The organism is Pseudonocardia sp. D17 (assembly GCF_036984265.1).
In the GTDB taxonomy this organism is placed as follows: domain Bacteria; phylum Actinomycetota; class Actinomycetes; order Mycobacteriales; family Pseudonocardiaceae; genus Pseudonocardia; species Pseudonocardia benzenivorans.
Genome location: NZ_BPRG01000181.1, coordinates 92,400 through 104,947, shown reverse-complemented (window position 1 = coordinate 104,947; position 12,548 = coordinate 92,400). Strand labels below are relative to the sequence as shown.

The window sequence follows — 12,548 nt, the reverse complement described above, 5'->3', positions numbered from 1 at the left end:
CGGCACGGTCGCGCAACCGAGTTGCGCGACCGTGCCGTTCGTTCGCCCGGGGAGACCCGCCGCGACCGGGCTCACATCGAGATCGAGCCCTTCCGGAAGTCGCTGCGCCCCAGCCGGACGTCGACGAGCACCGGACCGTCGGCGGCCTTCGCCTTGGCCAGCGCCGCGGGCAGCTCGGCGGCGTCGTCGACGTGCAGTCCGACGGCGCCGAACCCGGCCGCGACCTGGTCGTAACGGGTCGGGGCCAGCACCGTGGCGACGTCGTCGCGCAGCAGTTCCACCTGCTCGCGCGCGATCTGCGACCACGACGCGTCGTTCCCCACGACGGCGACCACGCCGATGCCGTGCCGGACGAACGTGTCGAACTCCGAGAGCGAGTAGCCGACCGACCCGTCGCCGAACACGATCCACAGCGGCGCGTCGGGGTGCACCGTCGCGGCGCCGAGCGCGAACCCGGCCCCGACGCCGAGCGTGCCGAACACCCCCGGGTCGAGCCAGCGCAGCGGGCCGTCGGGGCGCAGCACGTACGACGCGGTCGCCACGATGTCGCCGCCGTCGCCCACGATGATCGCGCCCGCCGGCAGCGCGGCCGCGACCTCGACGCACATCCGCACCGGGCCGACGCCGTCGTCGGTGCCGGCCTCGGCCTGCGTCGCGATGTCGGCCTCGCGCTCGGCGTCGCGGCCGCGTACGACGTCCATCCACTCGGGCCAGCGCGACGGCGCGGCATCGTCGTCGCGGGCGGGCAGGGCGGCGGCGACGCCGGCGAGGGCGAGCGCGGCGTCACCGAGGATCGCGACGTCGGGACGCCGGTTGCGACGCAGGTCGCCGCTGCTGCGGTTGGCCGAGACGAGCGTGGCACCACGCCGGACGTGGTTGCCGTAGTCGAGCCGGAAGTCGGCGGGCACGCCGGCGAGGACGACGAGGTCCGCGGCCTTCAGGCTCTCCCGGCGCTTGTGCCTGGCCTGCAACGGATGGTCGGCGCCCAGCAGCCCGCGCGCGGTGCCGGACAGGAACACCGGGGCGCCGATCCGCTCCAGGGCCGGGACCAGCCGGTCGGCCGCGCCGGGGGCGACCATCGCCTGGCTCCCGACGAGGATCACCGGCCGGGTCGCCTTCGCCAGCGCGGCGGCGGCCGCCGCGACGCGGTCCGGGGCCGGGACGGGCGCGGGGACGTCGACGGCCGGGCCGGGACGGTTGCGCCCGGCGCCGCTGAACATCCGCGCGACCCGCGCCTTGAGGTAGGTCTGCACCGCGCGCTCCCCCAGCGACCGCCCGCTGCGCGCGGCGCCGTACCACTGCCGGACGACGACCTCGTCGTAGAGCAGGTCGATCGGCAGCTCGACGAACACCGGTCCCGGCACCCCGGACAGTGCCGACCGGAACGCCTCCTCGACGGCGGGACCGATGTCGCGCACCCTGCGCACGGCGTAGGACCACTTGACGTGCGGGCGCAGCAGCGCCATCTGGTCGATGTCCTGCAACGCCCCCCGGCCCTGCAGCACCGTCGGTGCCGCGCCGCCCAGCAGCACCACCGGCGACTGCGCGAGCTGCGCGTTCTTCACGGCCGTGACCGTGTTGGTGAGCCCGGGCCCCGCCGTGACCGCCGCGACGCCGGGCCGGCCGGTGAGCCGGGCGACGGCGTCGGCGGCGAAGACCGCCGTCGCCTCGTGCCGGGTGTCGACGATCCGGATGCCACGAGCCTTGGCACCCACGAGGATCGGTGAGATGTGGCCACCGCACAACGTGAACAGCGCGTGCACACCCTGCGCGCTGAGGACATCGGCGACCTGATCGCCTCCGTGCACCGTCCGCTCCCCTCGCCGCGCGGATACCGTTCCCCACACTACGAGCGCCGGGACGCCCTGCCGAGCCCGATAGCACCGCGTTCGCCCGATTCCGGCCCGGACCCCGCACCGGGGACCGACGCCCACGATCGAGAACGCCGTCCCACGCGCGCCCCGCGGCGACCGGTGATCGCCGACTGGCATCCTCGGCGCCGTGGACACCGACGTCATCGTGGTCGGCGCGGGGCTGGCCGGGCTGGCCGCCGCCGCCGAGCTGGCCGACGCCGGGCGGCGGGTGATCCTGCTCGACCAGGAGCCCGACGCCGCACTCGGCGGCCAGGCGTACTGGTCGTTCGGCGGGCTCTTCCTCGTCGACTCCCCGGAGCAGCGCCGCCTCGGCGTCCGCGACTCGGCCGACCTGGCCTGGCAGGACTGGCTCGGCAGCGCCGGGTTCGACCGGGACCCGCACGACCCTGCGGGCGAGGACCACTGGGGGCTGCGCTGGGCCCGCGCCTACGTCGACTTCGCCGCGGGCGAGAAGCGGGCGTGGTTGCACGCCATGGGTGTGCGCTGGTTCCCGGTCGTCGGCTGGGCCGAGCGCGGCGGCGGGCTGGCCGACGGCCACGGCAACTCCGTCCCGCGCTTCCACGTCACCTGGGGCACCGGGCCGGGGCTGGTCGACCCCTTCGAACGACGGGTCCGCGAGCACGCCGCCGCCGGACGCGTCGAGCTACGGTTCCGGCACCGCGTCGACGCCCTGACCAGCACCGACGGCACGGTCGACGGCGTGCGCGGCACCGTGCTCGAACCGTCGACGGCCGCGCGCGGCACCGCGAGCTCGCGCGTCGTGACCGGGGAGTTCGCGCTGAGCGCGCAGGCGGTCGTCGTGACCTCGGGCGGGATCGGCGGGAACGTCGACCTGGTGCGGGAGAACTGGCCCCGGCGGCTGGGCCGGCCCCCGCGCGATGTCGTCGTCGGGGTGCCCGCGCACGTCGACGGCCGGATGCTGGGGATCACCGAGGCGGCGGGCGGGCGCGTCGTCAACCGGGACCGCATGTGGCACTACACGGAGGGCCTGCGCAACTGGGATCCGATCTGGGACCGGCACGGCATCCGGATCCTGCCCGGACCGTCGTCGATGTGGTTCGACGCCCGCGGCCGCCGCTTCCCCGCACCCGCGTTCCCCGGCTTCGACACGCTGGCGACGCTGAAGGCCATCTCCGACACCGGCTTCGACCACTCCTGGTTCGTGCTGACGCGCACGATCATCGAGAAGGAGTTCGCGCTGTCGGGCTCGGAGCAGAACCCCGATCTCACGGCGAAGGACGTCCGCGCGACGCTGGGCCGGGTCCGCTCCGGCGCGCCGGCGCCGGTGGCGGCGTTCATGGAGCGCGGGGAGGACTTCGTCGTCGCGCGGACGCTGCCGGAACTCGTCGCGGGGATGAACCGGCTGACCGGTGAGAAGCTCGTGTCGCTGGCCGAGCTCGAGCGCCAGATCGTCGCCCGCGACCGCGAGATCGACAACCCGTTCGCGAAGGATCTACAGGTCACGGCCCTGCGCGGCGCGCGCCGCTACCGCGGCGACCGGCTGGTGCGGGTCGCGGCGCCGCACCGGATCCTGGACCCGAGGCACGGACCGTTGATCGCGGTGCGGCTCAACATCCTCACCCGCAAGACGCTCGGCGGGCTGCAGACCGACCTCTCCGGATGCGTCCTCGACGCAGCCGGTGAGCCGATCCCCGGGCTGTACGCGGCGGGTGAGGTCGCCGGGTTCGGCGGTGGGGGCGTGCACGGCTACCGCTCGCTGGAGGGGACGTTCCTCGGTGGCTGCCTGTTCACCGGACGGCAGACCGGGCGCGCGGTGGCCGTCGCCACGGCGTGATCGCCTAAGGTGGGGGGCGGCCGCGACCGGCGAAGGTGGAGCACCACCGGGGAGCGACCGTGCGCACGTCCACGGAGCGTCGACCGCCTGGGTGCCCCGGTCCCCCGCCGTACGACCGTGAGGACCTGCCATGCTGCTGCGCCACGGCATGAACCCGCACCAGCGGCCGGCCGGCGCCGTGCCGCTCGATCCCGCCCGGCCCCCGCTTCGGGTGCTGTCGGGCGAACCGTCGCTGGTCAACCTGCTCGACGCCGTCAACGCGTGGGCCCTCGTCCGCGAGGCCGCGGCGTCCTGCGGGGCACCGGTCGGCGCGTCGTTCAAGCACGTATCGCCTGCGGGCGTCGCGCTCGCCGGGCCGGTCGACGACGTCGCAGCCGAGACGTTCGGCCTCGACGCGGCGAGCGTCGGCTCACTGACCAGCGCCTACGTCCGTGCCCGCGACGCCGATCCGCGGGCGTCGTTCGGCGACATGATCGCGGTCTCCGAGCCGGTCGACGCCGAGCTGGCCGACCTCGTCCGCCGGCTGACCTCCGACGGCATCATCGCGCCCGGGTACGCGCCGGGGACCGTGGCGACGTTGGCCGCCAAGAAGGACGGCCGGTTCGTCGTGCTGGAGGCCGACCCGGCCGTCGTGCCGCCTGCGCAGGAGGTGCGCGAGGTCGGTGGACTGCGCCTGGTCCAGCCCCGTGACGACGCCCCGCTGACCGCCGACCTGCTCACCCGCGCCGCGCCCGCGCTCGCCCCGCAGGCGGTCACCGACCTGCTGCTGGGGCTGCACGCCATGCGCTACACGCAGTCCAACTCCGTCGGCTACCTGCGTGGCGGGATGGCGATCGGGATCGGCGCGGGCCAGCAGTCGCGCATCGACTGCACGCGCATCGCGGGCGCCAAGGCCGACAAGTGGTGGCTGCGCCGGCACCCGGCCGTGCGGTCCATGACGTTCGTCGAGGGTGTCTCGCGCACCGAGCGGACGAACTGGCGGCTGCGGGTCGTCGAGGGTGATCTCGACGCCCAGGAGACCGCTCTGCTCTCGGCGGTGACCCGCGGTGTCACGCTCCTGACCCCGCGGGAACGGTCGTCGTGGCTCGGCCGCCTCGACGACGTCGCGTTCGTCTCCGACGGCGCGATCCCCTTCCGCGACAACGTCGACGAGGCGGTCCGGCACGGGGTGCGGCACCTCGCCGAACCGGGCGGGTCGACGCGCTCGCCCGACGTCGTCGTGGCCTGCCGCGAGCACCGCGTCACGCGCGTCGCGGACGTGCCACGGCTGTTCCACCACTGACGCACGCCGAGTCGATCTATTGACATTCGATAGATGCTTGTCGAGACTCACTGCATGACGATCGAACGTCGAGCGATCCCCGCGCTCCGGGTGTTCCTCGTGGTCCTCTTCGGGGTACTACTGGTGTTCCAGACGCTCTCGCTGCCGGGGCAGTTCCGGTACATGGCCGAGCAGAACCCGCACGACGCCCCGCTGCGCTGGCCCGCGACGGCGGTGACGGTGTTCTGGCTGCTGTGCGTGCAGGTCGTGATCGTCGCGACGTGGCAGCTGCTCACCCGGGTGAAGCAGGACCGGATCTTCAGCGAGAGCTCGATGCGCTGGGTCGACGTGATCGTCGCGGCGATCGGCGCGGGCTGGGTCGTGCTCGTCGCCGTGGACGTCTTCGTCCTCACCCAGGCCGACGACCCGGGCATGCCCATGCTGCTGCTCCTGCTGACGACGGGCGTCACCGTCGTCGGGCTGCTGGTGCTCGTGCTGCGCGCGCTGCTGCGCCAGGCCACGACACTGCGTACTGACCTCGACGCGGTGATCTGAGTGGCCATCGTCGTGCGCATCGACGTCGAGCTGGCCCGGCGGAAGATGAGCGTCGGGGAGTTCGCCGAGCGGGTCGGGCTCACCCCGGCCAATGTGGCCGTCCTGAAGAACGGGCGCGCCAAGGCCGTGCGCTTCTCGACGCTGGAGGCCATGTGCCGGGTGCTGGACTGCCAGCCAGGCGACCTGCTGGAGTTCGTCGACGAGGACGAGCCGGCCGACACCCCGGCGCGAGGCTGAGCGGCGACGTCAGCGCGGGTCGATCGTGTGGAAGGTCCGTACCTCCCGCGACGCCAGCTGCGGGATCGCCTCACCCAGCACGTACTGCCGGAAGTGCGGCGTGTCGCGGTGGTCGGCGTAGCCCGACGCGTCGGCGTACTGCTCGTAGAGCAGGAAGGTACCGGGCTCGTCCGGGTCCACCTGGCCCTGGAAGAACAGCACCTTCTCCTCGGCGCGCGACAGCGGGGTGAGGAGCTCGATGATCTTCGCGATGCGCTCCTCCGCGCCCGGCACGGCCCGCCAGGTCGCGGCGACGACGAATGCCATCGTCTCTCCTCTCAGAGTCGGAAACCGATGGCCTGCAGTTGTTCGCGGCCGTCGGGGGTGATCAGGTCCGGCGTCCAGGCCGGCGACCAGACCCACTCGACGCGGACGTCGCGGACGGGACCGGCCACGAGCGCCGCCCGGATCTGGTCCTCCATGACGCCCGTGAGTGGGCACGCGGGCGACGTGAGTGTCATGACGAGGCGGACGACCGGTCCCTCGACGGCGACGTCGCGCACGAACCCGAGGTCGACGACGTTCACCCCGAGATCCGGGTCGATGACCTCGTGCAGGAGTTCGGTGACCCTCTCGGTGGAGGGCAGCCCCACCGGCGGCTCGTCCATTCGTTCCTCCTCGATACGAGTACGGGCTGCTCAGGCGCTGACCGAGTGCAGTATCGGGACGCTCAGCACGACCGTGATCGACGTCGTGCGGGTGGTGATCCAGGTGGCCAGCCCGTGGGCCTGGCGTCGCACCCGGACCACCGTCTCCCCTTCCCCGACCTCGCCCGACTCGACGACGCACAGCGCCGCGGGCACGTGCAGTACCCGGGTGGCGTGCGCGAGGGCGGCGTCGATGAGGCGGGCGACGGGTTCGCAGAGGTGGCCGGCGGAGAAGGTCAGCGACTGCACCGCGTCGGTCGCGGCCATGCCCTCGACCCGGTCGAGGGCGCGTCGCGCGACGTCCGCGGCGACCCGGGCCTGTGTGGACCGGGCCGTCACCCGGCCCGTGGTGTGCTCGACCTCCATCACGATGGCCCTCCCCCCTGCCGGCGCAACAGCCGGCGCAGGTCGACCGCGTCGTCCTCGAGCTGCTCGGCCGCGACGGTGGCCCCGGCGGCGACGAGCTTGCGCCCGGTGACGACGTCGCGGCCGCGGTCGAACGCGAGCACGGAGACCAGCCGGTCGCCCCGCAGGTGGAAGACCGAGAACGCGCCCTCCCCGGGGGAGCCGCGGACGACGGACCGGTCGTGTCCCTCGGGCGAGCCGACCATCTGCAGGTTGTGCTCGAACTGGTCGGACCAGAACCAGTGCGGGTCGTCGTAGACGTCGCGGGCACCGAGCATGTTGCGGGCGGCGACGGTCGCCTGCCGGACGGCGTTGTCGTCGTGCTCGACGCGCACCCGCCTGCCGTACCGCGGATGGTGTGCGGCGGCCACGTCGCCCGCCGCGTACACGCCGGGAACCGACGTGGCGGCGAACTCGTCGACGAGCACGCCGTCGTCACAGGCCACCGGGGTGCCCGCCAGGAGCTCGGTGGACCGCGAGATCCCGATCGCGACCAGCAGCGCCGCGCACTCGAGCACCTGGGCGCAGGTGCGCACGACGACCTGGTCGCCGGCCTGGACCACCGAGTCGACCCGCTCACCGGTCAGCACCGTCACCCCCCGCGACCTGTGCAGCGCGGCGAAGAGGTCACCGAGCTCGGGGCTCATCGCCCGGGACAACAGGGTCGGTGCCATCTCCACGATCGTGACCTCGACGCCCGACGCGCGGGCCGCGGCAGCGACCTCACAGCCCAGGAACCCACCGCCGAGCACGACCAGCGGGCCGTCGCCGGCGAGCTGCTCGCGCAACGCCGCGGCGTCCGCGACGGTGCGCAGATGATGGATGCGGTCGCCGCGCACGCCGGGCAGGCGCCGGGGCCGGCCACCCGTCGCCAGCAGGAGCCGGTCGTAGCCGAGCCGGGCTCCGTCGGCGAGCGTCAGCTGCCGGCTCGCACAGTCCAGCGCGACGGCGCGGGTGCCGGTGATCAGCTCGACCGCGTTCGTGCCGTACCACTCGGCGTCGCGAACCAGCAGGTCGTCGACGCACGGCGCCGCGCCGTCCCACGCCTTGGACAGCGGGGGCCGCCGGTACGGCGGGTGCGGCTCGTCGCCGACGACGACGAGATCGCCGTCGAAGCCCTCCCGGCGCAACGTGGCCGCCGCGGCGGCCGCTGCCCGCCCCGCGCCCACGAGCACGATCCTTTCCCGGCGCATCACTCAGCCCGTCCGGACGAGGACCGCCCCGTCCTCGACGCGGCAGTCCAACCCCGTGAGCCGGCAGTTGTCGGGGTTGATGCCCTCGCCGGAGAGCACGTCGAACTCCCACAGGTGTCGGCTGCACGTGAGGGTCCGGCCGTCGAGGTCGCCCTCGTCGAGGGCCCACTCCTGGTGCGGGCAGCGATTGACGTAGGCGCGGACCTGCCCGTCGACGTTGACCAGCAGCACGCTGGTCGCGCCGACGGTGACGGCCGTCATCTCGCCCTCCCACAGCTCGTCGAGGTCGAGGGCTCTCGCCCAGGAGCCCACGCTGTCGGTCGCGGACCCCTCCGCGGTCGTCTCAGGCACGGCACCCACGTCACGTCCTCTCGCGGAGCGGTGCGGCGGCCGGATGCGACGGCCGTCGACACCGCGATGGATCGGTCCCGGGGCGGGCCCTAGAGGCCCGCTCCGTCCAGCAACTGCTGTCGGGCGGCCCGTGCCGCGCCGAGGAGCTCGCCCCCGGGGCACGGCCGGTCCGGAAGCGTCTCCAGCAACGTCGCCAGCTCGGCGACCGCGTCGTCGGCCCGCGGCGACCAGCGGTCGATCCAGCGTCGCAACACGTCGGCGTTCTCGGGCCGCTCACGCACGGCGAACGCCGCAACCTCGCCCGCCCACCGATCGCGCCGCCGGGCGTCCTCGGCCAGGTTGCCCAGCAGTAACCAGGTGAGCTCGTCGCCGTTGTCCCGCGCGAGCTCCCGGAACCCGTCGAGCAGCACCGCGTCAAGCGTCGGGAGGATCACCAGGTTGAGCGCGGTGTGCGCCTCGCCCCAGTCGTAGGCGACCAGGGCCGTCTCGACCAGCCGGCGCACGCCCTGCCATCCCGGCTCCGTCTCCCAGATCTGCCGCTCCTGCTGTCCCGCACCGCTCCCGGGTCGGGTGAGCTCCAGCTCGCGGGTCCGGTAGGCGACGGCGGTCACCCGGCGCAGCAGGTCCGCCGTCGAGAAGGCGGCGGCGGTCGTGATGTAGGAGGTCGGAGCCAGATGGCCGACGTAGGCCTCGATCTGCTGCAGGGCGTGCAGCGGGAACCGCGTCGGGGTGAACACGGTCGCGAGGGTGCGCACCCACGCCGGGGACAGCGCCTCGGTCGCCCCGGCGGCGGCGTACTCCTCCAGGACCCCGGCCAGTCGGGTCTCGGCGTCGGACTGCATCGTGACGTAGGTGCGATAGACCAGCTGGTCCGGGTCGCGGTACTTGTTCCACTCGGCGACCCGGAGCGGAGAGGCGTCGCGGTAGGTGTGGAACCAGAGGTTGGCCGGGGACGACGGGTTCTGCTCGAACGCCGCCTTCCGGTTGGGCCGCAGGGTCCAGTTGGCGTCGTGGGTCATCACCTCGTAGTCGCTGGGCATCCGCCGCACGTCGCCGAACGCGCTCCAGGTCCGCCGCCTGCGTGGACCGCCGCTCATGCTTCGCCTCCTGTCCGCGCGAGCCGCTCCCGACGGCCCGCGCCCCACTCCCACACGATCTCCTCGCTCGTGGTCGAGATGCGGCCGCTGAACGCGGAGAGCATCGTCTGCAGTTGCCGGATCTCGAAGGTCGGGCCGAGGTGGCGACGCAGCGACTCCTGTGTGACGCGCAACCGGTCCGACGCCTCGACCCGGACGTAGGCGCCACGGTCGGTCACCTCGATCTCGGTGTCCGGGTTGTCGTCCTCGATGGCCGCGACGACGAGCTCGACCTCATCGCCCATCCGGAACACCGGGCCCACCGCGTTGTTCATGTCGGTCGCCCCCTTCAGACGTCGTACTCGACACGGACGTGGTCGAGCGGTCCGATGCCCGCGCCGGCCACGGTGAGCCGCGGGTCGAGCCGTCGCCCACCGTGGAAGACGACCTTGGGCGCGTCCTGCTTGCGCACCCGGCGGCCCTCCACGTGGTAGGCGACCTTCTCGGCGACCTCGGCGATGGTGTCCGCGGTCGTCACGGGCACGAGGATCTGCACGAAGTCGGTGTGGAAGATGGCGTTCACCGGGACGAGCTGAGGCTCGGCGGCGGCGTCCGTGACGGACTCGCTCATGCCTGCGCACCTCCCGCCACCTGTAGCGGCGTCGTCGTGACGCGGTCGCGGTACTCGGCCGCCCAGGCGTAGTCGGGGTCGTCACCCATCACGTCCGGGGTCAGCCCCATGTAGTTGAGGATCCCGCCGACGTCCATCGGTTGGATCTCCCCGGCCAGGAACCGGTCGATCACCGTGGGGCTGTTGAGGGTGTCCTTGTCCTTCCACCAGATCTGGCGGCAGCCGTTGGTGCAGAAGTGATAGGTGACCCCGTTGTGGGTGAGCGAGTGGTCACGGACCCGCCATCTGCCGTCGCGGCCGAGGGTGGCGTTGCAGCAGGGCAGGTGGCACAGGCTGCAGAGCCAGGGCAGGGTCTCCGGCAGCGTCGCCTCGACGTTGCCGGCGTTGACCGCGTCGATGATCACGTCCCACTTGTCGCCGTAGACGGTTTCCCAGTTGGGGTACTTCTCCTGCAGCCACTCGCGGTCGGCCTTGGTCACCGCGGCGGTCGGACGCCACCAGATCGTCGGCCGCCAGAACCACAGGCCCATGTGCAGCGCGTGGTGCCAGGTGTCGAGTCCCTTCATGAACTCGTCCCAGAACCAGGGCCGGCGCAGCCCGTAGTCCTCGATCGTCCGGATGAACTGGTCGATGATCCATTCCTCCATGAACTCCCGGTAGGACTGCTTCCGGTGCTCGACGGGGGTGTAGTAGTCCATGGCCGGGCCGGTCAACGCCGCGAACGCACGGGCCGACCCCCAGAACGCCTTGTCGATCACCCACTGGGCACGAACGGGGTCGTGCTCGACCAGGATCTCCAGCGTCGGGCCGCCCTGCTGAGCGTGCCGTGCCTCGTCGGTCTGGATCGAGCTGATCATATTGGCGAAGTTGACGTCCCCGGACTCCAGCGCGTCCGCTGACAGCGCCACGAACTGGAGGTTCGTGAACCCTGTCTCGAACGTGAGCGGCAGTTGGATGGCCAGGTCCACCACGTTGTTGGTCACCATCATCGAGTCGAACAGCGAGCGCAGCGAGATGGCGACCCAGTCGTTGGTGTGGAACATCTTCTGGGTCCAGTCGTACTGCGGATCACGCCCGACGAACTCGTGACCGAAGAACATCGTGATCTGGGCGTGCCGGATCTCGTCGAGCGCGCCGAAGGCGGCCATGTTGCGCCACGCCGGGTTCAACCCGAACCGCGCCATCTTGAGCTCGCCGAGGACGGCCTCGAACTCGACGAGCGCGACGCCGCCGTAGTGCATCTTCGTCGAGGACTTCCAGCCCTCGGACAGCTCGTCGAAGGCGTTCGACCGCTGCAGCGCCGCCTTCACCGCGTACGCGGCGGTCTCCTTCTCCCGCTGGGTGGAGACGTACTCGGGATAGGAGACCTTGTAGTCCTCCTCCCAGGTCCGCCAGGCCGCACGCGGCACCTTCCCGGTCCCGGACAGCCATTCCGGGTACACCGCCTCGTCGTCGACGTAGGAGTACGTCCAGTCGACGTCCCGGACGAGGTGCTGCCATTCCTCGCGCTTGAGCAACGTCATCGTTGTCCCTTTCCGCTCAGTCCACCTCGAGATGGCCGAGCTGGCGGCTGATCCCGGCGCCGTCCCAGTAGGCCGTGATGCCGTCGACGGCCCCGTCGGCGACCCTGAAGACGAACAGGTGGGGCTCGTCGTAGTGCCGGCCACGGTTGGCGATGGCGCCCCACGGCAGGGCCTGGGTGCCGCCGATCGTCACCTCGGCGACGACGTCGCCCGTCGCGCTCTCGGCGATCGCGTGCACGTCGACGGTGAGATCGGGGAAGGCGTGGATCAGGCCCGCCCAGATCGCCTTGCCGATGGTGCGGACCTTGCCGTCACCGCGCAGCACCCGCTGCTTGCCCCACGCCTCGAACGGGACGTAGCTGAACTCCGCGTTGTCGCTGCAGAGGTCGACCATGCCGTCGACGTCGTGGCGGCGGTAGGCGTCGAAGAAAGCGGTCACCACCACACCAGGGGTCCGTCCGGAGGTCGCGTTCGTCGCGTCGGACCCGGTCACATCGGGTGTCGTGTCCAGCGTCATGTCGTGGCTCCCTCAGACGATGGCCGGTTGGTCGAGGCGTCTGACCGCCAGCCGGCGGTACACCTGGTTCTGACACCAGTAGCCGTGGATCGCGGTGATCCGCCCGTCGCGCACCCGGAACAACCAGCCCTCGTCGACGTCGAGGTGCTTCTCCTGGTTCACGACGCCGAGGTAGTCCCCCGCCTGGGTGCCTTCCAACGTCAGCTCGACGACGACGGTGCCGTCCCCGGCCACGACGGTGCGCCGGGCCCGTACCGTGAGGTCCGGGAACGCGGTGAGGGTGGCGTGCAGGAACCCGCGCGCCGCGGCGGCGTCCCCGTTCACCCCGGCGGCCGGTAGGCGCACGTCGGCGTCGTCGGCGACCAGCGCGAACGCCCCGTCGAGGTCGTGGTCGGCGACAGCGGAGAGGAAGGCCGCCACCACCGCACCCGCGTCCGCCGCCAT

Annotated in this window: 16 protein-coding genes and 1 riboswitch; of the genes, 4 read left to right on the top strand and 12 right to left on the bottom strand. The window is 72.4% G+C overall.

The genetic code is table 11. The annotated features are described in order from the left end of the window. Nucleotides 1-71: 71 nt before the first annotated feature. Nucleotides 72-1,808 (bottom strand): thiamine pyrophosphate-binding protein, encoded by a 1,737-nt coding sequence (locus PSD17_RS25695; RefSeq protein WP_339124922.1) that lies wholly within the window; start codon nucleotides 1,806-1,808, stop codon nucleotides 72-74. A gap of 193 nt (nucleotides 1,809-2,001) precedes the next feature. Between PSD17_RS25695 and PSD17_RS25690 the strand changes: the two genes are divergently transcribed. From PSD17_RS25690 to PSD17_RS25675, 4 genes are all read left to right on the top strand, one after another. Next, the gene (locus PSD17_RS25690; RefSeq protein ID WP_339124921.1) at nucleotides 2,002-3,669 is read left to right on the top strand and encodes an FAD-binding dehydrogenase; all 1,668 of its coding nucleotides are present in this window, start codon (nucleotides 2,002-2,004) and stop codon (nucleotides 3,667-3,669) included. 12 nt (nucleotides 3,670-3,681) lie between these two features. Next, a riboswitch (ZMP/ZTP riboswitch) is annotated at nucleotides 3,682-3,769 on the top strand. 30 nt (nucleotides 3,770-3,799) lie between these two features. Further along, nucleotides 3,800-4,951 (top strand): 5-aminoimidazole-4-carboxamide ribonucleotide transformylase, encoded by a 1,152-nt coding sequence (locus PSD17_RS25685; protein WP_339124919.1) that lies wholly within the window; start codon nucleotides 3,800-3,802, stop codon nucleotides 4,949-4,951. A gap of 54 nt (nucleotides 4,952-5,005) precedes the next feature. After that, nucleotides 5,006-5,485 carry a DUF2975 domain-containing protein gene (locus tag PSD17_RS25680; protein WP_013673620.1) on the top strand — a complete coding sequence of 160 codons (480 nt, stop codon included), beginning with the start codon at nucleotides 5,006-5,008 and terminating at the stop codon, nucleotides 5,483-5,485. Then, entirely contained in the window at nucleotides 5,486-5,722 is a 237-nt protein-coding gene (locus PSD17_RS25675; RefSeq protein WP_041759382.1) for a helix-turn-helix domain-containing protein, read from the top strand. A 9-nt stretch (nucleotides 5,723-5,731) separates the two neighbouring features. On the opposite strand, the gene PSD17_RS25670 is transcribed toward PSD17_RS25675, so the two are convergent. From PSD17_RS25670 to PSD17_RS25620, 11 genes are all read right to left on the bottom strand, one after another. Next, entirely contained in the window at nucleotides 5,732-6,028 is a 297-nt protein-coding gene (locus PSD17_RS25670) for a putative quinol monooxygenase (RefSeq protein ID WP_013673618.1), read from the bottom strand. An 11-nt stretch (nucleotides 6,029-6,039) separates the two neighbouring features. After that, nucleotides 6,040-6,369: a metal-sulfur cluster assembly factor gene (locus tag PSD17_RS25665; protein WP_339124914.1), complete on the bottom strand. Its 330-nt coding sequence runs from the start codon at nucleotides 6,367-6,369 to the stop codon at nucleotides 6,040-6,042. Between the two features lie 30 nt (nucleotides 6,370-6,399). Next, entirely contained in the window at nucleotides 6,400-6,774 is a 375-nt protein-coding gene (locus PSD17_RS25660) for a large ribosomal subunit protein uL22 (RefSeq protein WP_041759381.1), read from the bottom strand. After that, a complete protein-coding gene (locus PSD17_RS25655; protein WP_339124912.1) occupies nucleotides 6,774-7,982 on the bottom strand; it encodes an NAD(P)/FAD-dependent oxidoreductase in 1,209 nt (402 codons plus the stop codon). Before PSD17_RS25655 ends, PSD17_RS25660 begins: the two co-directional genes overlap by 1 nt. A gap of 27 nt (nucleotides 7,983-8,009) precedes the next feature. Beyond that, a complete protein-coding gene (locus tag PSD17_RS25650; RefSeq protein ID WP_339124910.1) occupies nucleotides 8,010-8,357 on the bottom strand; it encodes a Rieske 2Fe-2S domain-containing protein in 348 nt (115 codons plus the stop codon). A gap of 89 nt (nucleotides 8,358-8,446) precedes the next feature. Beyond that, the gene (locus PSD17_RS25645; RefSeq protein WP_013673613.1) at nucleotides 8,447-9,454 is read right to left on the bottom strand and encodes a toluene hydroxylase; all 1,008 of its coding nucleotides are present in this window, start codon (nucleotides 9,452-9,454) and stop codon (nucleotides 8,447-8,449) included. Continuing rightward, nucleotides 9,451-9,768 (bottom strand): MmoB/DmpM family protein, encoded by a 318-nt coding sequence (locus PSD17_RS25640; RefSeq protein ID WP_103382410.1) that lies wholly within the window; start codon nucleotides 9,766-9,768, stop codon nucleotides 9,451-9,453. Before PSD17_RS25640 ends, PSD17_RS25645 begins: the two co-directional genes overlap by 4 nt. 14 nt (nucleotides 9,769-9,782) lie before the next feature. Beyond that, the gene (locus PSD17_RS25635) at nucleotides 9,783-10,064 is read right to left on the bottom strand and encodes a toluene-4-monooxygenase system B family protein (RefSeq protein WP_103382411.1); all 282 of its coding nucleotides are present in this window, start codon (nucleotides 10,062-10,064) and stop codon (nucleotides 9,783-9,785) included. Then, on the bottom strand, nucleotides 10,061-11,587 hold the full coding sequence (locus tag PSD17_RS25630; protein ID WP_103382412.1) for a toluene monooxygenase: 1,527 nt from the start codon (nucleotides 11,585-11,587) through the stop codon (nucleotides 10,061-10,063). Before PSD17_RS25630 ends, PSD17_RS25635 begins: the two co-directional genes overlap by 4 nt. A gap of 16 nt (nucleotides 11,588-11,603) precedes the next feature. After that, the gene (locus PSD17_RS25625; protein ID WP_339124904.1) at nucleotides 11,604-12,104 is read right to left on the bottom strand and encodes a nuclear transport factor 2 family protein; all 501 of its coding nucleotides are present in this window, start codon (nucleotides 12,102-12,104) and stop codon (nucleotides 11,604-11,606) included. Between the two features lie 12 nt (nucleotides 12,105-12,116). Beyond that, a complete protein-coding gene (locus tag PSD17_RS25620; RefSeq protein WP_339124902.1) occupies nucleotides 12,117-12,548 on the bottom strand; it encodes an ester cyclase in 432 nt (143 codons plus the stop codon).